A 23557-nucleotide genomic window follows, 5' to 3' on the forward strand; every position below is an offset into this window, starting at 1 on the left:
CGGCCGATCCGCGCCGCCCGGACGTCGTCGCGGGTCGTGGTGCCCGGCCGCTGACCTGGGCGAAGGTCACCTCGGCGAGGCCCGGGGACCGGCCGGGAGGCACAATGGTGATCATGACAACGACGTCGTCCGCCACCTTCCTGCCGGTGCTGGAGCGCATCGCCGAGGAGATCAGCCACACGCCCGGGCGCGGCCGCCCCGCCGACTACATCCCGGCCCTCGCGGCCCGCGACCCGCGCAGCTTCGGCATGGCCGTCGCCGAGCCGGACGGCACGGTGTACGGGGTGGGGGACTGGCGGCAGCCGTTCTCCGCGCAGTCGATCACCAAGGTCTTCACGCTCGCCCTGGACCTGGCCCGGGAGGGCGACGAACTCTGGGAGCACGTGGGCCGCGAGCCCTCCGGCAACCCGTTCAACTCCCTGGTGCAGCTGGAGTACGAGAACGGCATCCCGCGGAATCCTTTCATCAACGCGGGGGCCCTCGTCGTCACCGACCGCCTCCAGACCCGTACCGGGGAGGCGGCCGGGGAACTGCTCGCCTTCCTGCGCGCCGAGAGCGGCAACCCCGCCCTCGACTTCGACACGGAGGTGGCCGCCTCCGAGGCCGCGCACGGCGACCGCAACGCCGCCCTCGCCCACTTCATGGCGTCCTACGGCAACATCGACAACGACGTACCGGTCCTGCTCGACCAGTACTTCCGGCAGTGCTCCATCGCCGCGTCCTGCGCCGACCTGGCCCTCGCCACCGGCTTCCTCGCCCGGCACGGCATCCGCGCCGACGGCAGCCGGCTGCTCAGCCGCAGCCAGGCCAAGCAGGTCAACGCGATCATGCTGACCTGCGGCACGTACGACGCGGCCGGGAACTTCGCCTACCGGGTGGGGCTGCCCGGCAAGAGCGGGGTCGGTGGCGGGATCATCGCCGTCGTGCCGGGCCGGTGCACGCTGTGCGTGTGGAGCCCCGGCCTGGACGAACACGGCAACTCGGTCGCCGGCGTCGCGGCCCTGGACCGCTTCACCACCCTCACGGGCCTGTCGATCTTCTGAACCGGGCCCCCGACTGCCCTGGCCGGGCCCGGCCGGCGACGTCACGGCTGTACCGGTGGGTGCTGTCCCCGTCCCTGTCCCTGTGCCTGCTCGCCCGGTTCGAGCGGCTGCGGGACACCTTGAGCTCGCGTATGTGTCCGACCCGTCGCTGCCCGGCCGGCGACGTACGCGCTCACCGGCATCGCGGGCTGCCTGGTCGGCCCGATCGCCTGGGCGCACCATCGACGCGTCCGGCGCCGGCGGGTTCGCCGGGCACCAGCGCCTGCGTCCGGGTCTCCCCGGCCCCGCGGCTCGGCCTGCTGTCGGGTCAGCCGCGGGCCGCCCGGCCGCCCTTGGCCCGCAGGGCGAGGGCCACGGCTCCCGCGCCGAGCCCGGAGAGCCCGGCCACGAGGGCGGCGGGGGACCAGTCCGAGTCGTCGTCCGAGGCCGGCGCCCCGGCCGCCGCGACCGGCACGGCCGACGGCTCGGCGCGGGAGTGCGGGCGCAGCCCGTCCAGCGAGCCCACCGGGTCCACCTGCCCGGCCGCCGCGAAGCCCCAGTCGAGCAGCGCCCGGGCCTCCTCGTACACGGTCAGCCCACCGTCGGCCTGAGGGTTGAGCACGCTCACCACGAGGGTGTGCCCGTTCCGGCGCGCCGCGGCCACCAGGGTGTTGCCCGCGTTGCTGGTGTAGCCGTTCTTGATCCCGATCAGCCCGGGGTAGGGCGTCACGCCGTCCTCGCCGGTCAGCAGCCGGTTGGTGTTCTCGATGGGGTACGACGAGCCGTCACCGGGGAAACTGGCCTCGGCGGTGCCGCAGTACCGGGCGAAGTCCGGGTCGCGCAGGCCCGCCCGGCCGAACACCGCGAGGTCGAAGGCGGAGGAGACCTGGCCGGGGGCGTCGTAGCCGTCCGGGGAGACGACATGGGTGTCGAGCGCGCCGAGCGTGCGGGCCTTGTCCTGCATCCGGGCGGCCGTGGCCTCCCAGCCGCCGCCGAGCCGGGCGAGCACGTGCACGGCGTCGTTCCCGGAGCTGAGGAACACCCCGCGCCACAGGTCGGCCACCTGGTAGGTGTGCCCCTCCTCGACGCCGACCAGGCTGCTGCCCTCGCCGACGTCCGCCAGTTCGTCGTAGCGCACGGTGTGCTGGAGGCCGCGGGGCAGGACCGGCAGCACGGTGAGGGCGAACAGTGTCTTCAGGGTGCTGGCGGGCGGCAGTTCGCGGTGCGCGTCGTGCGCGGCCAGCACCTCTCCGCCGGCCGCGTCGGCGACGAGCCAGGAGAGCGCCGAGACGTCGGGCACCTCGGGGGCGCCCCGGTGCGGCCGGACCTGGGTGCCGGACCGGTAGAGCAGGGACGGCCCGGGCATCGCCGCCGGTGGGCGGGGCGGTGCGGGCTCCCCGGCCGGAGGTCCGGCGGCGGCAGCGGCCGGTGTGAGCACCAGCAGACCCGCCACACAGAGGGAGCAGGCCGACACTGCCGCGCGATACGAGAATCCGGTGATCATACGATCAACCTACGAACAGGGTGCGGGTCCCTCACCCCGCCGGGGCCGTTCGGGGAGCCGAGCAACCCGGATGCCGCACCGGGCCGTCCCGGGGCCGTCCCGGACCCGCGGTCAGCCGGCCGGCAGGGTGGGCCGGATCTGCCGCAGGAACGTGGCGTTGTCGGGGGTGGCGCGCAGCCGTTCGAGCAGGGTCTCCACGGCGGACGGACCGCCCTCCCGGGAGCGCAGGGCCCGGCGCAGCCCGCGTGTGGCGGCCAACTCGGCCGGGGGGAGCAGGAGTTCCTCGCGGCGGGTGCCGCTGGCGTCGATGTCCACGGCGGGGAAGACCCGCCGGGCGGCCAGTTCCCGGTCCAGCCGCAGCTCCATGTTGCCGGTGCTCTTGAGCTCCTCGAAGAAGAAGCCGTCGGCGCGGGAGCCGGTGTCCACCAGCGCCGAGGCGAGGATGGTCAGGGAGCCGCCCTCCTCGGCCTGGCGCGCGGCGCCGAAGAACCGCTTGGGGCCGGTCAGGGCACCCGCGTCGACACCGCCGCTCAAGGTGCGGCCGCCGGCGGCGGAGGCGTTGTTGTACGCCCGGCACAGCCGGGTCAGCGAGTCCAGCAGCACGACGACGTCCTCGCCGGCCTCCACCAGCCGCTTGGCCCGCTCCACGACCAGCTCGGCGAGGGCGATGTGGTCCCTCGGCGAGCGGTCGAAGGTGGAGGCGTACACCTCGCCGCGCACCGAGCGGCGCATCTCGGTGACCTCCTCGGGCCGTTCGTCGAGCAGCAGGACGATCAGCCGGCACTCGGGGTGGTTGCCGGCCACGGCGGCGGCGAGCTGCTGGATCAGCACCGTCTTGCCGCTCTTGGGCGGGGCCACGATGAGGCCGCGCTGGCCCTTGCCGACCGGCGCGAGCAGATCGGTCAGGCGCCCGGTCAGTCCGGCGCCGGGGTGTTCCAGGCGCAGCCGCCGGTGCGGGTGGAGCGGGGTGAGGGCGCGGAAGTCCCGGCGCGCCCGGGGGTCCCCGGGGGCGCGCCCGTTCACCCGCGCGATCTCGGTCAGGGACCGCTGGGCGCCCTGGACGCCCTCGATCAGGTCGCCCTTGCGCAGCCCGTGCCGGCGCACGAGCGCCGCCGTGACCTGCGGATCGGCGGGGGAGGGCAGCAGGCTCGCGGCCCTCAGGTGCCCCTTTCCGTGCCCGTCGATGTCCAGGACACCGGTGACGAGCGGTGCCGCCGGTGCCCGCCGGGCCTCGGCGCGGGGTGCGAGTGTGGTGGTCATGTGGGTGTCCTTTCGCGGACGGAACAGGGCGGAGAAGCGGGGGAGAGGCCGCGAGCGGGAGGCGTCTGCGACTGCCTCCGGGCGGCGGAGACGGTGCCTCGGGTACGGCGAGAAGGCCCGTCACGAGGCGGTACCGGGAAGCTGAGGTGCCGGGGACCGGAAAGTCCGGGACGGCGGCGAACCGATCAGCTGGGAGAAGGAGAATGGCACCGGCGCCCACCTTGGGCGTGCACGAGTGCTGATGGCACCGTACCACTGGACGGGGTGCGGTGTCCGTGATCCGGTCAACAAACCACCGGATCGTGGCATTCCCGCGGAGCCGGACGCCCGCCGGACCCGCCGACCGTAGCGCGCAACGGGTAGCGCCCGGAGGCGAGTTGCCGGGGCCCGGCGCGCACGCCTGAGCGGCCTGGCGGGGACCGTCGTCCCGGGCCGGTCGCTCGTGGGGGTGGTGATCCGGCGTGGGGCGCGCCGTGGCCGCGGGCGGTGCGGCACAGTGAGCGGGTGCCTCGCCGACTTCTTCCGCTGGTGATCGCCGCTCTGGTGAGCGTCGCCGGCTGCACCACCGTCAACCCCGGTTCCCACCCGGCACCCGCCGGCTCCCGGCGCGCCCTCCCCTCGGGCGCCGCGGCGGGACCGTCGGTCCTCCGGGCCCCGGTGAGCGATCCGGCCACCGGAGCCGCGCTGGTCCGCACCGGTGACAAGCGCCCGGGACGGCCCGGCCCGGCGGCCCGGACCCCAGGGCCCGCGTCCGCCCGCGGACCCGCGGCCGCCGGGTCCTCCCGGGCCGCCCCCGCCGCACCGGCTCCCCACCCGCGCGCGAAGCGCCGCTCACCCGTACGGCACCTGGTCCCCCGCCCCCGTACGGCCTCCCGGCCGCCCACCGCCGTGATGCGCGACCTGTGCCGCCGGGCGGACGGCGTGGCCGCGCCGGAGATCGTCCGCCTCTGCCGCGAGACCTACGGCTGACACCGGAACGGGGTACGCCGCGGCGGCCCGCGGTGGCGTCGTAGGCTGCCGGCATGTTCGGTCCCGAAGGCCCCACGCTGCGCGAACTCGCCGTGCAGGCACTGTCGTCCGTCGAGCGCGGCTACGACCTGCTCGCACCGAAGTTCGACCACACCCCCTTCCGGACCCCCGACCCCGTGCTGGACGCCGTGGCCGAAGCACTCGCGCCGCTGGGACCGTTCACGGACGGACTCGACCTGTGCTGCGGCACCGGCGCCGGGGTCCGGCCGCTCGCCCGGCTCTGCCGCCGCAGCGTCACCGGGGTCGACTTCAGCGCCGGCATGCTCGACGTCGCCCGGCACCGGGCGCGGCCCGCCGGTGGGCCCCGGGTCGCCTGGGTACGCGGCGACGCCCGGGCCCTGCCGTTCACGGCGGCCTTCGATCTCGTCGTCTCCTTCGGGGCGTTCGGTCACTTCCTGCCGGGGGAACTGCCGGGACTGTTCACCGGGGTCCGCGCGGCGCTGCGGCCGGGTGGCCGGTTCGCCTTCCCGGTGTTCGCCCCGCCGCGCCCCGCCCGGCCCGGTTTCTGGCTGCTGTCCGGCTTCGACGCGGTGATGCGGGTGCGCAACGCGTTGTGGCGGCCGCCGTTCGTCATGTACTACCGGGCACTCCGACTCGGAGCACTCCTGGGCGAGTTGGAGCGGGCCGGGTTCTCGGTGGAGCTGCCCGCACTGCCCGCGTTCGGCCGGCGGGCCGACGGCGGTCCGCGCGGCCGGCTGGTGGTGGCCCGGAACGCCGGCGCGCCGGACGCCGGCGGTCACACCGCGGCGGGCAGCGTGAACTCGTAGACCAGCGTGTCCTGTCCGGCGTGCACCACCAGGTCCGTGATCTCCAGCGGACGCGCGTACTGATCGTGCACGCACCGGGTCACCCGGACCGAGGCGGCCTGGGAGACCTGGCTGATGGCGTCCCGGTGGTGCAGGCACAGCCCGGCCTTGCGCATCCAGTCGTAGGCCCGCCCCAACTGCACGGGCGTCACGCCGTCGGCCCGGTCCCGGTACCGCGCGAGTTCCGCCACCTCCGCCAGGGCCACCGCCGAGAACGAGGTCACCGCCGTCCGCAGCACCCGGCCGTCCGGCGCGGCCGACCGGTAACGGTGCACCAGTGTCGGCCGGTGCGGGGCCAGGCCCAGTCCCCGCGCGTGCTCCGGCGGCGGCACCTCCCAGGTCACCGTGGCCCGGTCCACCGCGCACGGGTCCGCGGGCCGCGCGCCCACCGGGAAGGCGAGCGCGTCCGGCGACTCCACCGGCCGGCCGGGCAGCATGGCATGGCTGCCCCGCCGGTCCGTGGCGACCACCCCGCTGCGCCGCAGCACCTCCAGCGCCTGCCGCACGGTCTCCCGGCTGACCCCGAAGTGCGCGGCCAAGTGCCGCTCGCCCGGCAGCCGTTCACCCGGCGGTATGGTGCCGTCGCGCAACTCACCGAGCAGCAGCGCCGCTATGCGCCCGTACAAGGGGCGGCCGTCGTCGGGCGGGGGATCGTGCGGGGTGGTGCGGGCCATGCCGCGCCCTCCTGTCGGTGACAAGACGTAGTCGTACGGGCTCATTGCGCGACCACAATTAGCATTGGTCTAAACCACGAGGGAAGGGCGGCCGGTGGTTTCGACCGAAATCCACCCCGCCCCGCACGGCGGTCACCGGGCGCCGTGATGGGGGTTCACAGGGCGCGGTAAAGGGCGTCGACCAGCGCTGTCTTCCGTGGATCATCGGCGATGCGGGACCCCATGCGGTTCATCGCGTAGCCCAGCGACACCCCGGCCTCCGGGTCGGCGAGCCCGCAGGAACCACCGAAGCCGTCATGGCCGAAAGCCCGCGGGTTCGGGCCGTACAGACCCCGCGGCCCGCTCAGCCACAGCCCGAGGCCGATCTCGGTCTCGCCTTCCAGTGCCGCGCCCAGCACCAGGTCACGGCCGGGCCCCTCGCTCTCCCGCACCCGCTCCACGGCCCGCGGCGAAAGGAACCGCCGGCCGCCGAACGCGCCGCGCCCGGCGAGGACGCCGTACAGTGCCGCCACCGCCCGCGCGGTGCCGTGCCCGTTGGCCGCGGGGATCTCCGCGGCCCGCCAGCCGGCGCTGTTCGCCTGCGCGGGCCCGGCGGCCGGGTTGGCCAGGGCGGCCCGCGCGACCGGGGACAACCCGGCGGAGAACGCGGCCTGTTCGGCGGCCGGCCGGGCCGGCGCGGGCACCAGCTCGGCCACCCGGCCCGCATCCCGCGCGGGCAGGCCCACCGTGAAGCCGCCCCCGAGCGGCCCGGCCAGTTCCCGCTCCAGGAAGGCCCCCGGCCGCAGCCCCGAGACCCGCCGTATCACCTCCCCGACCAGGAAGCCGTACGTCAGCACGTGGTACCCGGACCGGGTGCCCGGCTCCCACCAGGGCGCCATGGCGGCGAGCCGCCCGGTGGTCAGATCCCAGTCGTACAACTGCTCCAGGGAGTGCGGCTCGCGCAGTCCGGACAGCCCGGCGCGGTGCGACAGCAGATGCCGCACGAGCACCTTCTCCTTGCCCGCGGCGGCGAACTCGGGCCAGTACGCGGCCACCGGCGCGTCCAGATCGAGCAGCCCCCGGTCGGCCAGGAGGTGGGCGCCGAGGGCCACGACCCCCTTGGTGGTGGACCACACGTTCACCACCGTGTCCCGCTCCCAGGGCCGGGTCCGCGCCGGGTCCGCCCAGCCGCCCCAGAGGTCCACCACCGTCTGACCGGCGACGGTGACCGCCATCGCGGCGCCCAGTTCCCCGCGGGTGCGGAAGTTCTCCTCGAAGGCCTCCCGGACCGCGCCGAACCGTGGATCGCAGTGCCCGTGGACCGGTACGTCCGCCCGCGGTGTCTGCCGTGTCTCGTGCGTGGACATGAGGCCTCCGTCGTCGCCGGGAACCCGGGTCCGCGCCGGCCGCGACCCGGGGGCTCCGAACGTACCGACTGCCCGGTCTGCGGGGAAGGGGACTCCCGGCCGCCCTGCCCGCCGGCCGGGCTCAGGCGTACGCGCGCAGCCAGCGCACCTTCGCCGCCTCGTGGAACGGGCCGCCGCCCTCGTGGTCGTTGAAGTCGTACACCTCGATGGTCTTGTCCTCGTTGCCCCAGGCGTTGAACGCCGCGAACACGGTCGACGGCGGGCAGGTCTGGTCCTCCAGCGCCGCCGAGAACAGGGCGGGCGCCCGGCCCCGGGCCGCGAAGTGCACCCCGTCGAAGTAGGACAGCGTGCGCCGCACCTCGGCGGTGCGCCCCCGGTGCGTCTTCAGGAACAGGCCGATCTCCCGGTACGGGTGACGGTCCGTCAGGGTCACCGCGCGCGGGAAGTCGCACAGGAACGGCACGTCCGGGGCGACCGCGGCCAGGTCGGGGACCAGGGCGCCGACCGCGATGGTGAGACCGCCGCCCTGGCTGGCACCGAGGGCCACGGTCCGCGACGCGTCGGTCAGCGGGTGCGAGCGGGCCGCCTCCACCGCGCGCACCGCGTCCGTGATCACCCGGCGGTAGTAGTAGTTCTCGGGCGCCTCGATGCCCCGCGTCATGTATCCGGGGTAGGCCGGTGCCGCGCCCACCGGGTCCGCGGTGGCGCCCCCGCCGCCCCAGGCGCTGCCCTGCCCGCGGGTGTCCATCAGGAAGTGGGCCCGGCCCGTCGACGCCCAGAGCAGGCTCTCGTGCGGCAGCCCGCGCCCGCCGCCGTAACCGAGGAACTCCACCACCAGGGGCAGCGGCCCGGTCGCCCCGGCGGGCAGCCGCAGCCAGCCCTTGACGGGGTGGCCGCCGAACCCGGCGAACGTCACGTCGTAGACATCGACCGTGGTCAGCCCGGTCTCCACCGGCTCGAAACGCACGTCCAGGTCGTGCTCGCGGGCCTGCTCGAGGGTCTTCTCCCAGAAGGCGTCGAAATCCTCCGGTTCGGTCGACTCGCTGTGGTACGCGCGGAGTTCGTCCAGGGGCAGATCGAACAGGGCCATCAACAACCGCCTTTGTGAAGGAAGGGTGAGCGGTCACACGGTACGTGGGTGATCGGACCTCTGGCCAGGGGATCGACGGCGCCGGGTCCCTTCGCCACCGCTTCACCGGTGGGTCGACGGGCCAGGTCGGAGGGTGAGCAACCGCTTGCTCAAGGCGGGCGCGCACACCCGCGGCGGGCGCCCGGTGATCGGGTCACCCGCCGGTCACGTCCGGGGCTGTGTCCACCGCGGCCCGGTCCGCTCCCACTCCCGCTCCCATTCGGCGAGCCGGTGGCGCAGGGCGATCCGGCGCTGGATCACGCGGCCGAGGAACACCACCGTCGCCGTGCCGCCGGCCGCGCACAGGCCGACGGTCACCGCGTGCTGCCATACCGCCACGTCGTCCGGCGGCGCCGCCACACTGCGGCCCCGGGAATCGAACCACACCGAGACCGGCTCCCCGGGGCGGGCCCCGGCGGGCACCTGGGCCCACGCGGTCCGGACACCCTTGCTCGGCTCGGTCCAGCGGATCTGGGCGTGGTAAGGCTGGCGGCGGTCGCTCTGGGCCGCGGCCGGCCGCTCGCCGGGGTCGCCCACCACGACGGCGCGCACCTGGTGGCGCTCGGCCCGCTGCTTCGCGGCCAGCGCCCGGGCCTGGTCGTGGGCGTGCAGGCCGGCGAACACCCCGGCCAGGGGGGCGGCCACGCACAGCAGGACGGCGACCAGCAGCACCGTCCACGCCTCCACGACGTCCGCCCGGCGCCGCAGCGGATTGCGCCGCCAGCGCCAGCCACACACCCGGGTACGCATGTCCACCTCCTTGCCACCACCGGAGCCGGTGAGCCGGCACACCGGGCTCCTCGCCCCACCGCCCGCACCGCTCCCGCGCACGAACGTGCACACCCGTCTCGTACCCCGTTCGGCGCACCTCGCGCATGCCGCGAACCCCGAGTTCCGGCCCACATGGCGCACGCCGGACATCACGCGCCCCACGATCGCGCGCCGGGCGCTGCCGCGCGACCCGGGCGCCGGAGCGCATCGCGCGGTTCCCGGAGGCGCGGGCTCCCGGCGGTCACGTGCCGGCGGGCGCCGCCGCTCAGCCGGGACACGCGCCGGGGGCAGCCGACGGACTCCGTCCGGGACACGCGCCGGGGCAGCCGTCCGCCCTCGTCCCGTCCGCCCCCAGTGAGGGCTGCCCGTCGTCGACCGGGGTGCACACGACGGGTGGACCCGTCTGCTGCGCTTCCGGCCTGCGGGCGCGTGCCCGCGGAAGCGCCGCCCGCGCCCGAGGGGCTGGTCGGCCTCCGCCCGGGGAGCACGTCACGCGTCCGAGGCCCCGGCGCTTCCCGCAGGCCGCCGGGGCCGGCCGGGAGTCACGCGGTCCCGGCCGGCCGGGTCGGGTCCGCCCGAGGGGTCCGTTCCCGGTCTTCGTCCCGAGGCGTCAGCCGAAGCGTTCGATGCGGATCCGTTCCACCGGCTGGCCCGCCGCGACCAGCAGCCGGGAAGCGTGCTCGGCGAAGGCGTTGGAGCCGCACACATAGGCTTCCCACCCACCTGTGGGCCGCTCGGCCAGGAGTGGCGCCACATGTGCGGCCGTCATACGTCCTACCGGCACCCCGGGCGGAGCGCTGCGGGTGAACACGGGGGTCGTCTCCGCGCCCAGTTCGCCCGCGTAGATCAGCTCCTCGGGGCTGCGCGCCGACACCAGCATCCGCAGCGGGACGGTGAGTCCGCGCGCCCGGTGGTGCCGCAGCATCGACATCAGCGGTACCACCCCGGAGCCGGCCCCGAGCAGCAGCGCGGGGCGGTCGCCCGGCCAGGCGAAGAAGCCGCTGAGCGGGCCCCGCACCTCCACCGTGTCCCCGGGCCGGGCCACGGTGTGGAACCAGCCGGAGACCTCGCCGTCCGGCACCCGGTCCAGGGTCAGCTCGATGTGCCCGGACGCGTCCGGCGCCGACGCGATCGAGTAGTGGCGCTGCGCCGCATAGCCGTCCGCGGCGGTCAGCCGCAGCATCAGGTGCTGGCCCGGCAGATGCCCCGCCCACCCCGGCACCGCCAGGCGGAACGTGGCCGCGCGCGGCGTCTCGTGGCGGATCTCCGTCAGCGTGGCGGTCTGCCACTGCGACGCCGTCCGGGCGCTCACGGCGATCCGCCCGGGCACCGCGAACCGTGTCAGGGGAGTCGTCGTCTCAGTCACCGGAGTACCGCTGCTCCTCCCACGGGTTGCCGCGCGCGTGGTAGCCGTTGCGCTCCCAGAAGCCCGGCTCGTCGTGGTCGAGGAGCGTGACGCCCGCGATCCACTTGGCGCTCTTCCAGAAGTACAGGTGCGGCACCACCAGCCGCGCCGGGCCGCCGTGTTCGGGCGGCAGCGGTGCGCCGTCGTACTCCCAGACGATCCAGGCCCGTCCGCCGGTGAGGTCGGCGAGCGGCAGGTTGGTGGTGTAACCGGTGTGGGAGTAGGCGAGGGCATGTGTGGCGGACCCATGTGGCCGCGCCCGGTCGAGGAAGGCGTCCAGTGAGACGCCCCCGAACCGCACGCCGAACTTCGACCAGCCGGTCACACAGTGGATGTCGCCCTCGTACGCCGACGCCGGCAGCGCGTGCGCGGCGTCCCAGTCCCAGGTGTGCGGGTGCTCGACCAGGCCGTCCACGCGGAAGGACCAGTCGGCGGGGGAGAGGTCCGGGGTGACCTCGGCGGACAGGACGGGCCAGTCGTCGCGCGCGTCGTACTGCCCGGGCGGCAGCCCCGGACGGTGGACGCGCGGGCGGCCCGTGAAGCCTCGCGTGACGTTCATGGTTCAACCGTACGCTGTCGTTCCGGGTGCTCCGTGCCTGGCCGGCGCCCCCATCGTTGCGGCCGTATGAACTCTGCCGGGGCCCGGGAATACCGCCCCGGCGCCGCTCCTTGGCGATCGGTGCCGGCCCCGGTGGGCCCGGTGACACAGCGAGAGACGGCCGAGAGAAGCGAGGAAACGAGGATGCCCCAGGCGTATCTGCCCAGGACCGTGATCGAGGTGGCCGCATGAGCGTCGTGAGCAGCCCGGACGCCGGCCCCGGCCGGCCCGTCACCGGCGTCCCCCATGTCCTCGACAATCCGGCCCTGGCCTCCCTGACCGGCCCGCACGCCCGCTTCGCCGAGCGGCGCGGCCGGGTGCTGCGCTATCCCCTCGACGTCTCGCCGTGGCTGGCGCTGCCGGACGATCCCGACGAGCGGGACTGGGCGGACCTGGCCGCGCTGGCCGGTCCCGGCGCCGAGGTCCCGCTGCCCGGTTTCGGCGGCCGGGTCCCGGCGGGGTGGGAGGTCACCTTCCGGCTGGAGGGCGTACAGCTCGTGGACGACGCGCTGGCCGCCGCGCCGGACACCGAGGCGGTGCGGCTGGGGCCGGCGGACGTGCCCGAGATGCTGGACCTGGTGGCGCGCACCCGGCCCGGACCGTTCCTGCCGCGCACCGTGGAACTCGGTACCTACCTCGGCATCCGCCGCGGCGGTGCGCTGGTCGCCATGGCGGGGGAGCGGCTGCACCCGCCGGGCTGGACCGAGATCAGCGCGGTCTGCACCGACCCCGCCTTCCGCGGCCAGGGCCTGGCCACCCGGCTTATCCGCGCGGTGGCGCACGGCATCCGGGAGCGCGGCGAGACGCCGTTCCTGCACACCAGCGCCGGGAACACGGGCGCCATCCGGCTGTACGAGTCGCTGGGCTTCCGGCTGCGCCGCCGCACGGTGTTCCTGGAGGCCCGGACACCCCAGGGCCAGCCGGACGACCGCGAGCCGGTCCCGGTCCCCTGACCAGCGCGGCCCGCCCGGCCGAACCTCCGCGGAGGTGAGCCGCGGAGGTGAGCCGCCTCTTCGGCCGGGGCGGGCGGGGTCCTGCGCTCGGTGCTGCTGCCCTGCCTGCCGTCTTTGCTTCCGCCCGCCGGAGCCACCGGCCGCCTCGCCCGTCGGTGTCGGTGCGTCTTCTGCCGGGGTGGGTGGTGTTCTCCGTCGGCGCTGGAGGCTCGTTCCGTGGAGGCGGGCCGTAGTCTTCGGTCGGGTCCGGTCGTGTCGTCTGCCGGGGCGGGCCGCGCCCCTTCGCCGAAGTCGGCCGCGTCTTGGGCTGGGGCGGGCGGGGTCCTGCGCTTGGTGCTGTTGCCCGGCCTGCCGTCTTTGCTTCCGTCGGCCGGAGTCACCGGCCGCCTCGCCCGTCGGTGTCGGTGCGTCTTCTGCCGGGGTGGGTGGTGTTCTCCGTCGGCGCTGGAGGCTTGCTCCGTGGAGGCGGGCCGTAATCTTCGGTCGGGTCCGGTCGTGTCGTCTGCCGGGGCGGGCCGCGCCCCCTCGCCGACGACGGTCGCGTCTTGGGCTGGGGTGGCCGGGCCTCCGTCGGTGACGGGCGCGTCGTCTGCCGAGGGGGCGTGTTCTCCCTCACGCCCGCACCCTCGCTCACACCCGTCCCGTTCCCCAGCCCCCACGCCCCTCACGCCCTCACTCCGAGTCCGTGCCCGCCGGACCGCCGGAGTTGTACCGCTCCAGGTACGCCGCGAACCGCACCAGGTCCTCCTCGGACCACTCGGCGAGGCGTTCCCGGAAGGCGGCCCGGCGGCTGCGGGTGACCTGGGCCAGGATCTCCCGGCCGGCCTCCGTCAGGTGCAGCACCTGGACCCGGTGGTCCTCCGGGTCCAGCCGGCGCTCGATCAGCGCGGCCCGCTCCAGCGCCGCCACCTGCCGGCTCACCGTGGACTTGTCCAGGGCGTAGTGGGCCGCCAGGTCGGTCGCCCGGCAGCCGTCGCGTTCCTCCAGGTGTCCCAGCAGCGTGTACGACACCAGGGACAGCTCGGGGTGCATGCGGCCCGCCGAGGCGCGGGCCCGGCGGGCGAAGATGGTCATCTCGCGCTGGATCGTCTCGACGGCCGACTCCGCTGCGCTCACGGACAATACCTCCTCCAGGGGTTCTAGTTGTATAGTACAACTTGAAGTGAAAGTTGTATAAGCCAACCTTTGGAGGCTGCCCGCGATGAGGTCACCGGCACTGCGTCATGTGCTCACGCACCTGATCACCCCGCTGCTGATGTGCATAGGCATGGGGCTCGCCTACATGGGGGCGTTCGTCACCCCCGAGCCGCACCACCTGCCGGTCGCCGTCGTCGGCACCAGCCCCCGGGCCAAGGTCTTCGCGCAGACGGTCAAGGACACCGCCGGTGAGAAGCTCGACGTGCGCACGGTGGCCACCCGGGCCGACGCCGTCGGCCTGCTCGAGTCCCGCGAGGTGACCGGCGCCTACGTGCCGAGCCCCAAGGCGCCCGAGCTGCTGGTGGCGAGCGCCGCCTCCGACATGGGCGCCATGGCCGTGCAGAAGGTCTTCACCCCGGTCGCCGCCGGGCAGGGCGTGCCGCTGAAGGTCACCGACGTGGCCCGGCCGGTCGCCGACGACCCCACCGGACAGGGCCTGTTCTTCCTGATGATCGCGGTCAGCATCGGCTCGTACGCCTCGGTCGCCGCGCTCGGTGCCGCGGGTGCCGCCCTCGCGATGCGGATCCGGGCGCTGCTCGCCCTCGGTGTCTCCGCGGTGGTCAGCGGCATCGGCGCGCTGCTCGCCGGGCCGGTGTTCCACCTCGCCCACCACGGGCTCGCGGGCGTGTGGGGCATGGCCTGGCTGTACTCGGCGGGCATCCTGTTCATCGGCGTCGGCCTGCACACGTTCCTGAAGCGGTGGACCACGCTGACGATGATGGTGCTGTTCGTGATGCTGAACTTCACCAGCTCCGGCGGTCTGTTCCGGCCCGAGCTGCAGAACGGTTTCTTCGGCACCCTGCACGCCTTCTGGAACGGCGCGGGCTTCGTCGAGGGCGTCCGCAGCCTGCTGTACTTCGGCGACGACGGCCTCGGCCGCACGGTGTGGACCCTGGTGCTGTGGCTGCTGGCCGGCGTCCTGATGACCGCGGTGGCCGCCTGGTACGAGGGCGGTGGCCGTACCCGCCGGGAAGCCGCCGGCCCCGAGGCCGTACCCGCCGCGTCCGCCGGGACCGGGACCGGGCGGACGGGCCCGCGGCACGCCAGGGAAGAGGCCGCGCGGGAAGCCGAGCGCAACGCCGCGCGGGAGGCCGAGGAGGAGGCGGAGGAGTCGGTCGGCGTCTGACGGACGCACCGGTGGACGAACTCACCAGCCGCGGGGGCCTGTCGGGGCCGTGGGGTAGGGTGACAGCCCGGCCGTGGAGATCCACGGCCCCACGAGCGAGGAGGTGAGACCCATTACCGCTGTGTCGGCTGGGGTGCTCTCTCCTCGTGACGGCGCGGTACGCCGGCAGCGGTGACCGCGGGAGCGCCCTGAGGTTACGCGCTCCCGAAAGGCTTTCCGCTTCCATGACCGCTCCCGCCCCCCTGACCCCGTCCGCCGTCGTCTGTGCGCTGCGCGCCGCAGGGTGCGTCTTCGCCGAGGACGAGGCCGAGTTGATCCTGGCCACCGCCCGCACCCCCGAGGAGGCGGCCGGCATGGTGGACCGGCGCGCCGCCGGACTCCCCCTCGAGCAGGTCCTCGGCTGGGCCCGGTTCCACGGACTGCGCATCGCCGTGGAACCCGGGGTGTTCGTCCCCCGCCGCCGTACCGAGTTCCTCGCCGGCCAGGCGCTGGCCGCCGCCCCCGACGCCACCGTGGTGGTGGACCTGTGCTGCGGTTCCGGCGCCCTGGGCGCGGCCCTCGCCCACGCCCTGCCCGGGGCCGAGGTGCACGCCGCCGACATCGACCCGACCGCCGTACGCTGCGCCCGCCGCAATCTCGCCCCCTTCGGCGGCCGGGCCCACCAGGGGGACCTCTACGACGCCCTGCCGCCCGGGCTGCGCGGCCGGGTGGGCCTGCTGACGGCCAACGTGCCCTACGTCCCCACCGCCGAGGTGGCCCTGCTCCCGGCGGAGGCCCGCGACCACGAACCGCTGATCGCGCTGGACGGCGGGGCCGACGGACTCGACGTGCTGCGCCGGGTCGCCGCCGGGGCGTCCGAGTGGCTCGCCCCCGGCGGCTGCCTGCTCACCGAGACCAGCGAGCGCCAGGCCCCCGCAGCCGTACGGGCCTTCCGCGAGGCGGGCCTGACGACCCGGCTGGCGGTGGACGAGGACCTGTACGCGCATGTGGTGACCGGCATACGCCCCGCGCCCCGGGGGCGGGCGCGGTGACCGGACACCGTTCGCCCCCTACGGCAGCTGCTGCGCCCGGGCGATGAGCAACGCCACGTCGTCATGGTTGTCCGGGTGGCGCAGCGTGCGCAGGAGGTGGTCGCAGGTCTCCTCCAGCGGGCGGGCGGGGTCGTCGAGCAGGGTGAGCAGCAGGGCCAGCCGCTCGTCCAGCGAGTCGGACCGGGTCTCCACCAGTCCGTCGGTGTAGAACACCAGCTCGTCGCCGGGCCCGAGATCGACGGTGACGGTGGAGAAGCCGACCCCGCCCACCCCGAGCGGCACCCCGGTGGGCAGGTCGAGCAGCTCCGGCGGGTGGCCGGGCCGTATCCGGGCCGGCGGCAGATGGCCGGCGTTCGCGATCCGGCACTGGCGCAGATGCGGGTCGTGGACGGCGTACACGCAGGTCGCGATGGAGTGGTCCAGGGCCGAGGTCGTCTTGTCCAGGTGGGTCAGCAGCCGGGCCGGATCGAGATCCAGCGCGGCCAGGGTGGTGGTCGCGGTGCGCAGCCGGCCCATCGTGGCGGCCGCGCTGACCCCGCTGCCCATCACATCGCCCACGACGAGCGCGGTCTTGCCGCCCTCCAGCGGGATGACGTCGAACCAGTCGCCGCCCACCTCGCTGGTGGCCCCGGCCGGCTGGTAGCGGGAGGCCACCTCCAGACCGGTGGTGACCGGCGGATGGCTGGGCAGCAGGCTGCGCTGGAGGGTGAGCGCGGTGTTGCGGGCGTTCTGGTACCAGCGCGCGTTGTCGATCTGCACGGCCGCCCGGGCCGCCAGCTCCCGCGCCAGCAGCACGTCGTCCTCGTCGAACGGCGCCGGATTGCGGGTGCGCTTGAGGTCCAGCGCGCCCAGCACCTCGCCGCGCGCGATCAGCGGCACCGCGAGGTACGAGTGCAGGCCCGCCCGGCCGAGCAGCACGGCCGCCTCGGCGGAGCGGGCGATCAGCGGCAGGTCCTCGTCCTTCACCTGCGGCACCAGCACCGCCTCGCCGGTGCGCACGCACTCGGTGACCAGCCGGTCCGGCCCGTACCGGGCGATCTGGCCGGGCGGGTCGGCGGCCCGGACCGCGTCGCTGCCCTCCGCCGGCCGCACGGCCAGCGCCCGGATCACCGCGGACTCGGAGGGACCGAGCGCGCTCGGCCGGCCCTCCACCACCGCGTCCAGCAGGTCCACCGCCGCCACGTCCGCCAGCTCCGGCACCGCGACCTCGGCCAGCTCGCAGGCGGTGCGCTCCAGCTCCAGCGTGGTGCCGATCCGGGCGGAGGCGTCGGCGATGACGGCGAGCCGGCGCCGCGCGGTCTCCGCCTCCACCGAGGCCCGGTGCTGCTCGGTGATGTCGACCAGCGAGACGGCCACCCCGAGCACATGGCCCAGGGTGTCCTCCAGCCGGTACAGCGAGTGTGACCAGGTGTGGTCCTCGTCCGGGTCGGCCGGGGTGCGGCCGACCAGTGTGTCGTCGATCAGCGGCACCCCCGTCTCCAGCACCCGCCGGGCCGCGGCCTCCAGATCGAGGGCGTTCAGATGCGGCAGCACCTCCGGCAGCGTCCGGCCCACGTGCTCGGCGGCCGGCACCCCGTTGATGCGCTCCAGGGCCGGGTTGACGGAGACGAACCGCAGCTCGGTGTCCAGCACGGCGTAGCCGATCGGGGACTGCTTCACCATCCGCTCGGACAGCGCCACGTCCTGCTCGAGCCGCCGTACGGTCGACTGGTCGGCGGCCAGTCCGAGCGCGTAGACATCGCCGCGGTCGTCCAGCAGCCGCATGTTGCGGAACTCCACCAGACGGGTGCTGCCGTCCTTGTGCCGGACCGGGAAACCGCCCGCCCAGCTCTGCCCGGTGCGCATCACGTCGGCGAACAAGCGGGCCACCAGCCGGCTGTGCCGCTCGTCCACCATCAGCCGGGCGGCGTACTGGCCGAGGGCCTCCTCGGCGGTGTACCCGAACAACTCCTTCGCCTGCGGGCTCCACAGCACGATCCGGCCGTCGGTGTCCAGCACCACCGACGCCACGCCCAGCACGTCCAGCAGGCCGCCCGGAGGGACCGGCCCGCGCGCGGGCTCGCCGCTCTCCGTCACCGGAGCCTCGGCCGCACTCATGCCACGCACCGCCTTCGCCCGTCCGCACGGCACGCCGTACCGTGTGCCGACTGCCCTCGTTCCACCGCGCTCACACTCGACTCTCCGCCGCCGTCGCCGTTCTCCCTCCACCATCCCTCAACACGGCGGCGGACGTCCGCCCGAGCCGTCGCGCCGGTGGCGGGCGCGACGCGGCCCTCCCGCCGGGACCGTACCGCGCGGTCCCGGCGGGCCGTGAGAGTTCACGCTCATGGTGCGTTGTTGGTCTGTACATGACTTTGATGCCACGCCAGACTGTCCGCCGACCGAGTGCCCCCGTCGCCCGTCCGAGGAGCCGGCCATGCCCGCGACCGCCCGGCAACGCTGCCACACCGTCCTCGCCGGACTCGTCACCCTCGTCACCGCCGCCGTCGTGTCCCTCGCCGCACCCGCGCCCGCCTCGGCGGCCGGCACCTGGACCGAGACCGGCTCCGACCGCGCCGACCCGCTGACCGAGAGCCAGGGCCTGGCCTCGGTGGAGGCCCCGGCGAACAGCCCGAACCGCTACACCGGCGCCGGCACCGTCCCGCTCGGCCTGGCCGGCCGCGGCTGGAACCACGTCGGCGACCCCGACGCCTCGTACGACGGCTTCTACATCGAGCCCTACCAGCGGGACTCCGGCAACTCGAAGATGTTCCGGGTGCAGGCACCCGGCGGCGCCTGGTCGGAGTACGTCCACACGCTCGGCCCGGACGAGGCGCTGAACAACTCCTGGGCCGCCGTCTCGCCCGACGGCCAGTGGATGCTGTCCGGCGAGTGGGGCACCATGACCCGCCTGCTGGTCTTCCCGGCCCCCGGCGTCAACCCCGCCACCTCGCCCTCGGCGAACCTCCCGCAGGTCTCCGCCGTCCGCCTGGACCACGCCGTCCGCGACGTCCAGGGCTGCGACTTCACCGGCCCCACCACCCTGCTGTGCTCCTCCGACGACCCCGAGGGCAGTCTCTTCGGCCTCACCAAGCCGCTGCTCCAGATCGACCTGTCCGCCCCGCCGAACGGGACCGCCGACGTCACCGGGCACGTCACCGCCGTGCGCCAGCTGCCGCTGCGCAGCGCCTGCCAGGGCTCCTTCGAGGCGGAGGGCATCGACTACGACCGCCGCAACGGCGTCCTGCGTGTGATCGTCGTCTCGCCCGGCTTCTGCGTGCTGACGGACAGCAAGACGTACAAGTTCACCCGCGGCTGAGGTGTGCGCGACGGCCCGTGGTGATTTCCTGGGGGTGAACGCGGTCCGGCGGGGTACCCCGTTCCACCGCAGCGCGGCCACGAAAGGAGCGATCATGGAAGACACGGAGCGGTCGCATCCGGAAACCGTCACGGTGGAGCTCAGCGGCTCCAAGGAGGACGCCCGCCTCGTCTTCGAGGCGCTCAGGACCTGCTTCGCCTCCGACCGGGGCGAGGACGAGGAGCCACAGCAGCTCCACGAGACCCGGCCGATGGTGTGGCTCGGGACCTATGACGTCGCGGAGGCCCGGGGCGGCGGCTGCCCGCCGGTCCACCTCGGGCAGCCGGTCCAGGCGGACGTCCAGGGCGGTTACTGGGCCGTCGACCGGTTCCGCACCACCCTGGACTCGATGTTCACCGTGAAGGAGACCTGTACGGCCTCCGGCGACCAGGAGCGCGATCTGCACCTGCGCCTGGAGAGCCGCTGAGTCACCGAGGCGACGCCCCGGCCGGATCCTGCCCGGCCGGGGCGTACTGCGCCCGCCCGTACCCGAAGGACCAGTCGGCGTCGCCGTTCTCGGTCAGGGTGATCAGCACATTGCGCGGCTCGGTGCCGGTCCGCTCGTGCACCAGCTCGGCGATCCGCCGGTACACCGCCCGCTTGCGGTCCGCGTCCCGCCCGGCCCGCAGGGTGATCGCGACGAAGACGGCCGAGTCGTCCCGCGGAATGTCCGGGTAGGTGCCGTAGCGCAGGACGCTGCCGGTGCCGTCGTGACCGGTCAGCACCTGGAAGAGGTCTTCCGGCGGCACGCCCAGCGTCTCCGTCAGCGCGTCCTGTACGGCCCGGCCCAGCGCGTCGAGGCGGGCGGGGTCGGTGCCGAGCGTGTCGATGCGGACGAAGGGCATGGCGGGGCGTCCTTTCGGGCAGAGGAACGGTCCCGACCGAGTGTACATACTGGTAGGTACAGCACAGGCTGTTATGCAACTAGTTGCAAAAGACGTCGGGCTTCCTCTACAACAAGAGGCGACGACACCGCGTACGGAGGGCCCGATGAGCCGTTACCCGCACCTGATGAGCCCGCTCGACCTGGGCTTCACCACCCTGCCCAACCGCGTGCTCATGGGTTCCATGCACGTCGGCCTGGAGGAGGCCGAACGCGGCTTCGAGCGGATGGCGGCCTTCTACGCGGCCCGCGCGCGCGGCGGCGTCGGACTCATCGTCACCGGCGGCATCGCCCCCAACGAGGAGGGACGGCCGTACGAGGGCGGGGCCAAGCTCACCACCGAGGAGGAGGCCGAGCGCCACAGGGCGGTCACCGCGGCCGTGCACCGCGAGGGCGGCCGGATCGCGATGCAGATCCTGCACTTCGGCCGGTACGCCTACCACCGCGACCTCGTCGCGCCCAGCCCCCTCCAGGCCCCGATCAGCCCCTACGTGCCGCGCGAGCTGACCGACGCCGACGTGGAGCGCACCATCGACGACTACGCCCGCGCCGCCCGCCTCGCCCGGCGGGCCGGTTACGACGGCGTCGAGATCATGGGCTCCGAGGGCTACCTGATCAACGAGTTCATCGCCGCGCCCACCAACCGGCGCACCGACCGCTGGGGCGGCTCCTACGAGAACCGGACGCGCTTCCCCGTCGAGATCGTCAAGCGGGTCCGCGAGGCCGTCGGCGAGGACTTCATCGTCATCTACCGGCTGTCCATGCTGGACCTCGTCCCGGGCGGCTCCTCCCTGGAGGAGGTGATCGCCCTCGGCAAGGCCGTCGAGGCCGCCGGGGCGACGATCATCAACACCGGCATCGGCTGGCACGAGGCCCGCATCCCCACCATCGCCACCTCCGTGCCGCGCGGCGCCTACACCTGGGTCACCAAGAAGCTCATGGGCGAGGTCTCCGTGCCCCTGGTGACCACCAACCGCATCAACACCCCCGAACTGGCCGAGCAGCTGCTGGCCGACGGCTGCGCGGACATGGTCTCCATGGCCCGCCCGATGCTCGCCGACCCCGACTTCGTCGCCAAGGCCGCCGCCGGCACCCCGGAGGCCATCAACACCTGCATCGGCTGCAACCAGGCCTGCCTCGACCACACCTTCAGCGGGCAGATCACCTCCTGCCTGGTCAACCCGCGCGCCTGCCACGAGACCGAGCTGGTCCTCGCGCCGACCCGGCTGAAGAAGCGCGTCGCCGTGGTCGGCGCCGGCCCGGCCGGTCTCGCCTGCGCCGTCTCCGCCGCCGGACGCGGCCACGCGGTCACCCTGTTCGACGCGGCGAGCGAGATCGGCGGCCAGCTCAACATCGCCCGCAAGGTGCCCGGCAAGCAGGAGTTCGACGAGACGCTGCGCTACTTCCGCCACCAGCTCGACGCGCACGGCGTCGACGTCCGCCTGGACACCTGGGTGGAGGCCGCCGACCTGGACGGCTTCGACGAGGTCGTCGTCGCCACCGGCGTCACCCCGCGCACCCCGGACATCCCCGGCGTCGACCACCCCCGCGTCCTCGGCTACCTCGACGTGCTCCGCGACAACGCCCCCGTCGGCGACCGCGTCGCCGTCCTCGGCGCCGGCGGCATCGGCTTCGACGTCGCCGAGTACCTCACCGACGGCGGCGACAAGGCGAGCGAGGACCCCGAGACCTACTTCCGGCACTGGGGCGTCGACACCGGCTACCGGGCGCCCGGCGGCCTCGCCGCCCCCGAGCGGCCCGCCCCGCCCCGCCAGGTGCACCTGCTCCAGCGCAAGACCAGCAAGGTCGGCGCCGGCCTCGGCAAGACCACCGGCTGGATCCACCGCACCGAGCTGAAGCACCGGGGCGTGACCATGGTGCCGGGAGTGCGCTACGACCGGATCGACGACGCCGGCCTGCACCTCACCGTCGACGGGGAGAGCACGGTCCTGGAGGTCGACACGGTCGTGCTGTGCACCGGCCAGGAGCCGCGCCGCGACCTGTACGAGGCGCTGGTCGCCGCCGGTCGCAGCGCGCACCTGATCGGCGGCGCCGACGTGGCCGCCGAACTGGACGCCAAGCGGGCGATCAAGCAGGGCACGGAGCTGGCGGCGGCCCTGTAGGGGCCGGGGCGCACCTCCCTAGGATGAGCCCATGTCACTCCCGCACGCGATCCTCACCGCCCTGCTGGAAAAGCCGTCGTCGGGACTGGAACTGACCCGCCGGTTCGACAAGTCGATCGGCTACTTCTGGTCCTCGACGCACCAGCAGATCTATCGCGAGCTGGGGAAACTGGAGGCCGAGGGGCTCATCCGCGCGCTGCCGGCCGAGCAGCCGGCCCGCGGGCAGAAGAAGAGCTACGAGGTGCTGCCCGCGGGCCGGGCCGAGCTGGCCCGTTGGACCGCCGCCGCGCAGGACCCCAAGCCGCAGCGGGACGTGCTGCTGCTGCGGCTGCGCGCGGCGGCCGTGGTCGGCACCGCGGGCCTCGAGGCGGATCTGCGCCGCCACCTGGAGCTCCACCGGCGGCAGTTGGCCGAGTACCGGGAGATCGAGGAGCGTGACTTCCCGCCGGACCGGGACGCCCCGCAGGACCGGCTGCGCCATCTGGTCCTGCGGGCCGGGATCGACCTGGAGACCTTCTGGACCCAGTGGCTCGGCCACGCCCTGGCCGAGTTCGCCGAACTGCCGGACACCGACTGAAGGGCCCTCAGAGCCGGTACGGCCGGGAGCGGCGGCGCAGGACCCAGCCGGTGGCGACGACCCCGGTGCCGACCAGGGCCGCGCCGACGCCGAGGGTCAGCGTGCCGTAGTCGCGGGCGGCGCCGCCGAGGCCGCCCATCACTCCCCGGGTCGGGGCCGGGCCGGTGGTCGCCGAGACCGTCGGCCGGGCCGGGACGGGGGCGGGTCTGGTCGGCAGGGCCGGGGCGGGCCTGGTGGGCACGGCCGCGCCGGAGACGATCACCGACTGGCTGCCCGCGGTGGTGCCGGCGGCGCAGAGCACGACCACGGTGTACGTCCCCGGGCTCACCCCCGTCCAGGCCGCGGACTGGCTGACCGAGGTGCCGGACAGGGCCACCTGCCGGCCCTGGGAGAAGGTGGCCTGGCGGCCGGTGAGCAGGGCCGCGGTGCCCCAACTGCCGTTGACCTGGGTGCACGCGCTCGTGACCACCGAGACCGTGGAGCCGACGGTGCTGACCGAGATGCCCGACACCGCGGCGGTCGGCCCGGCGAGCGCGGCCGGGAGGACGGCGGCGGCCGCCAGGGTCGGGCCGGAGCGGAGCAGGAGTCGCGAGATGTCCATGGACGGGCCTCCGGCGGCACGGTCGGCGGTACGTCCCATGCGCCGCCGGGGGTCGGGAAGCGCCCGTGCTGCCTCAACCGCAGCCAACGCCCCACCGGACACGGCCGCACCCGGAGCGGCCCGATCAGGTGACGGCGGCGCGTGTGCGGGGGCCGGGTGACGGGTGCCCGGGTCGCGGGGGAGTC

22 protein-coding genes are annotated in these 23557 nt (G+C 74.6%); 10 read left to right on the forward strand and 12 right to left on the reverse strand.

Features of this window, described 5'->3' with window-relative positions:
- The first annotated feature begins 104 nt into the window (after positions 1-104).
- Positions 105-1043: a glutaminase gene (locus tag AB0E62_RS28265; RefSeq protein ID WP_362199668.1), complete on the forward strand. Its 939-nt coding sequence runs from the start codon at positions 105-107 to the stop codon at positions 1041-1043.
- Between the two features lie 307 nt (positions 1044-1350).
- Here the strand turns inward: AB0E62_RS28265 and AB0E62_RS28270 are convergent, their stop codons facing one another.
- Both AB0E62_RS28270 and rho read right to left on the reverse strand, forming a co-directional pair.
- The gene (locus AB0E62_RS28270; RefSeq protein WP_362199671.1) at positions 1351-2526 is read right to left on the reverse strand and encodes a serine hydrolase; all 1176 of its coding nucleotides are present in this window, start codon (positions 2524-2526) and stop codon (positions 1351-1353) included.
- A gap of 111 nt (positions 2527-2637) precedes the next feature.
- Positions 2638-3786, reverse strand: a complete 1149-nt coding sequence (gene rho, locus AB0E62_RS28275; protein ID WP_362199674.1) for a transcription termination factor Rho — start codon at positions 3784-3786, stop codon at positions 2638-2640.
- A 504-nt stretch (positions 3787-4290) separates the two neighbouring features.
- Between rho and AB0E62_RS28280 the strand changes: the two genes are divergently transcribed.
- Both AB0E62_RS28280 and AB0E62_RS28285 read left to right on the forward strand, forming a co-directional pair.
- Entirely contained in the window at positions 4291-4755 is a 465-nt protein-coding gene (locus AB0E62_RS28280) for a hypothetical protein (protein WP_362199677.1), read from the forward strand.
- A 53-nt stretch (positions 4756-4808) separates the two neighbouring features.
- A complete protein-coding gene (locus AB0E62_RS28285) occupies positions 4809-5582 on the forward strand; it encodes a class I SAM-dependent methyltransferase (protein ID WP_362199680.1) in 774 nt (257 codons plus the stop codon).
- Here AB0E62_RS28285 and AB0E62_RS28290 read toward each other — a convergent pair.
- The 6 genes from AB0E62_RS28290 to AB0E62_RS28315 form a co-directional block, all read right to left on the reverse strand.
- The gene (locus AB0E62_RS28290) at positions 5552-6295 is read right to left on the reverse strand and encodes a GntR family transcriptional regulator (RefSeq protein ID WP_362199683.1); all 744 of its coding nucleotides are present in this window, start codon (positions 6293-6295) and stop codon (positions 5552-5554) included. The two genes, AB0E62_RS28285 and AB0E62_RS28290, sit on opposite strands and share 31 nt — an antisense overlap.
- Before the next feature lie 155 nt (positions 6296-6450).
- The gene (locus AB0E62_RS28295) at positions 6451-7641 is read right to left on the reverse strand and encodes a serine hydrolase domain-containing protein (protein WP_362199686.1); all 1191 of its coding nucleotides are present in this window, start codon (positions 7639-7641) and stop codon (positions 6451-6453) included.
- A gap of 121 nt (positions 7642-7762) precedes the next feature.
- Positions 7763-8731: an acetylxylan esterase gene (locus AB0E62_RS28300; RefSeq protein ID WP_362199689.1), complete on the reverse strand. Its 969-nt coding sequence runs from the start codon at positions 8729-8731 to the stop codon at positions 7763-7765.
- A 204-nt stretch (positions 8732-8935) separates the two neighbouring features.
- A complete protein-coding gene (locus tag AB0E62_RS28305; protein ID WP_362199692.1) occupies positions 8936-9520 on the reverse strand; it encodes a DUF3592 domain-containing protein in 585 nt (194 codons plus the stop codon).
- A 631-nt stretch (positions 9521-10151) separates the two neighbouring features.
- Entirely contained in the window at positions 10152-10907 is a 756-nt protein-coding gene (locus tag AB0E62_RS28310; protein WP_362199695.1) for a ferredoxin reductase, read from the reverse strand.
- Complete coding sequence (locus tag AB0E62_RS28315; protein ID WP_362199698.1) at positions 10900-11505, reverse strand: sulfite oxidase-like oxidoreductase; 606 nt, start codon at positions 11503-11505, stop codon at positions 10900-10902. The genes AB0E62_RS28310 and AB0E62_RS28315 overlap by 8 nt, the downstream gene beginning before the upstream one ends.
- A gap of 227 nt (positions 11506-11732) precedes the next feature.
- Here AB0E62_RS28315 and AB0E62_RS28320 point away from each other — a divergent pair, with 227 nt between their 5' ends.
- A complete protein-coding gene (locus AB0E62_RS28320; protein ID WP_362199701.1) occupies positions 11733-12497 on the forward strand; it encodes a GNAT family N-acetyltransferase in 765 nt (254 codons plus the stop codon).
- 672 nt (positions 12498-13169) lie between these two features.
- Here AB0E62_RS28320 and AB0E62_RS28325 read toward each other — a convergent pair.
- Complete coding sequence (locus AB0E62_RS28325; protein WP_362199704.1) at positions 13170-13613, reverse strand: MarR family transcriptional regulator; 444 nt, start codon at positions 13611-13613, stop codon at positions 13170-13172.
- A gap of 85 nt (positions 13614-13698) precedes the next feature.
- Here AB0E62_RS28325 and AB0E62_RS28330 point away from each other — a divergent pair, with 85 nt between their 5' ends.
- Positions 13699-14820: a hypothetical protein gene (locus AB0E62_RS28330; protein ID WP_362199707.1), complete on the forward strand. Its 1122-nt coding sequence runs from the start codon at positions 13699-13701 to the stop codon at positions 14818-14820.
- A 224-nt stretch (positions 14821-15044) separates the two neighbouring features.
- Positions 15045-15851, forward strand: coding sequence for a putative protein N(5)-glutamine methyltransferase (locus AB0E62_RS28335; RefSeq protein ID WP_362199710.1), 807 nt, complete (start codon positions 15045-15047; stop codon positions 15849-15851).
- A gap of 18 nt (positions 15852-15869) precedes the next feature.
- On the opposite strand, the gene AB0E62_RS28340 is transcribed toward AB0E62_RS28335, so the two are convergent.
- On the reverse strand, positions 15870-17948 hold the full coding sequence (locus tag AB0E62_RS28340; RefSeq protein ID WP_362199713.1) for a SpoIIE family protein phosphatase: 2079 nt from the start codon (positions 17946-17948) through the stop codon (positions 15870-15872).
- A 319-nt stretch (positions 17949-18267) separates the two neighbouring features.
- On the opposite strand from AB0E62_RS28340, the gene AB0E62_RS28345 reads away from it, so the two are divergent.
- Positions 18268-19149, forward strand: a complete 882-nt coding sequence (locus AB0E62_RS28345; protein WP_362199716.1) for a hypothetical protein — start codon at positions 18268-18270, stop codon at positions 19147-19149.
- A gap of 94 nt (positions 19150-19243) precedes the next feature.
- Positions 19244-19615, forward strand: a complete 372-nt coding sequence (locus tag AB0E62_RS28350; RefSeq protein WP_362199719.1) for a hypothetical protein — start codon at positions 19244-19246, stop codon at positions 19613-19615.
- 1 nt (position 19616) lies between these two features.
- Here the strand turns inward: AB0E62_RS28350 and AB0E62_RS28355 are convergent, their stop codons facing one another.
- Entirely contained in the window at positions 19617-20033 is a 417-nt protein-coding gene (locus AB0E62_RS28355) for a tautomerase family protein (RefSeq protein WP_362199722.1), read from the reverse strand.
- A 145-nt stretch (positions 20034-20178) separates the two neighbouring features.
- Between AB0E62_RS28355 and AB0E62_RS28360 the strand changes: the two genes are divergently transcribed.
- Positions 20179-22194, forward strand: coding sequence for an NADPH-dependent 2,4-dienoyl-CoA reductase (locus tag AB0E62_RS28360; RefSeq protein ID WP_362199725.1), 2016 nt, complete (start codon positions 20179-20181; stop codon positions 22192-22194).
- 31 nt (positions 22195-22225) lie between these two features.
- Positions 22226-22771, forward strand: a complete 546-nt coding sequence (locus tag AB0E62_RS28365; RefSeq protein ID WP_362199728.1) for a PadR family transcriptional regulator — start codon at positions 22226-22228, stop codon at positions 22769-22771.
- 7 nt (positions 22772-22778) lie between these two features.
- On the opposite strand, the gene AB0E62_RS28370 is transcribed toward AB0E62_RS28365, so the two are convergent.
- The gene (locus tag AB0E62_RS28370; protein WP_362199731.1) at positions 22779-23372 is read right to left on the reverse strand and encodes a hypothetical protein; all 594 of its coding nucleotides are present in this window, start codon (positions 23370-23372) and stop codon (positions 22779-22781) included.
- Between the last annotated feature and the right edge of the window lie 185 nt (positions 23373-23557).

The sequence above is a fragment of the Streptomyces sp. NPDC038707 genome (genome assembly GCF_040636485.1).
Taxonomy (GTDB): domain Bacteria; phylum Actinomycetota; class Actinomycetes; order Streptomycetales; family Streptomycetaceae; genus Streptomyces.

Coding starts and splice junctions, on each gene's coding strand:
- AB0E62_RS28350 (WP_362199719.1), top strand. CDS start 19,244: ATGGAAGACACGGAGCGGTCGCATCCGGAAACCGTCACGGTGGAGCTC.
- AB0E62_RS28360 (WP_362199725.1), top strand. CDS start 20,179: ATGAGCCGTTACCCGCACCTGATGAGCCCGCTCGACCTGGGCTTCACC.
- AB0E62_RS28295 (WP_362199686.1), bottom strand. CDS start 7,641: ATGTCCACGCACGAGACACGGCAGACACCGCGGGCGGACGTACCGGTC.
- AB0E62_RS28270 (WP_362199671.1), bottom strand. CDS start 2,526: ATGATCACCGGATTCTCGTATCGCGCGGCAGTGTCGGCCTGCTCCCTC.
- AB0E62_RS28265 (WP_362199668.1), top strand. CDS start 105: ATGGTGATCATGACAACGACGTCGTCCGCCACCTTCCTGCCGGTGCTG.
- AB0E62_RS28320 (WP_362199701.1), top strand. CDS start 11,733: ATGAGCGTCGTGAGCAGCCCGGACGCCGGCCCCGGCCGGCCCGTCACC.
- AB0E62_RS28290 (WP_362199683.1), bottom strand. CDS start 6,295: ATGGCCCGCACCACCCCGCACGATCCCCCGCCCGACGACGGCCGCCCC.
- AB0E62_RS28330 (WP_362199707.1), top strand. CDS start 13,699: ATGAGGTCACCGGCACTGCGTCATGTGCTCACGCACCTGATCACCCCG.
- AB0E62_RS28355 (WP_362199722.1), bottom strand. CDS start 20,033: ATGCCCTTCGTCCGCATCGACACGCTCGGCACCGACCCCGCCCGCCTC.
- AB0E62_RS28305 (WP_362199692.1), bottom strand. CDS start 9,520: ATGCGTACCCGGGTGTGTGGCTGGCGCTGGCGGCGCAATCCGCTGCGG.
- AB0E62_RS28345 (WP_362199716.1), top strand. CDS start 18,268: ATGCCCGCGACCGCCCGGCAACGCTGCCACACCGTCCTCGCCGGACTC.
- AB0E62_RS28340 (WP_362199713.1), bottom strand. CDS start 17,948: ATGAGTGCGGCCGAGGCTCCGGTGACGGAGAGCGGCGAGCCCGCGCGC.
- AB0E62_RS28335 (WP_362199710.1), top strand. CDS start 15,045: ATGACCGCTCCCGCCCCCCTGACCCCGTCCGCCGTCGTCTGTGCGCTG.
- rho (WP_362199674.1), bottom strand. CDS start 3,786: ATGACCACCACACTCGCACCCCGCGCCGAGGCCCGGCGGGCACCGGCG.
- AB0E62_RS28300 (WP_362199689.1), bottom strand. CDS start 8,731: ATGGCCCTGTTCGATCTGCCCCTGGACGAACTCCGCGCGTACCACAGC.
- AB0E62_RS28365 (WP_362199728.1), top strand. CDS start 22,226: ATGTCACTCCCGCACGCGATCCTCACCGCCCTGCTGGAAAAGCCGTCG.
- AB0E62_RS28370 (WP_362199731.1), bottom strand. CDS start 23,372: ATGGACATCTCGCGACTCCTGCTCCGCTCCGGCCCGACCCTGGCGGCC.
- AB0E62_RS28285 (WP_362199680.1), top strand. CDS start 4,809: ATGTTCGGTCCCGAAGGCCCCACGCTGCGCGAACTCGCCGTGCAGGCA.
- AB0E62_RS28315 (WP_362199698.1), bottom strand. CDS start 11,505: ATGAACGTCACGCGAGGCTTCACGGGCCGCCCGCGCGTCCACCGTCCG.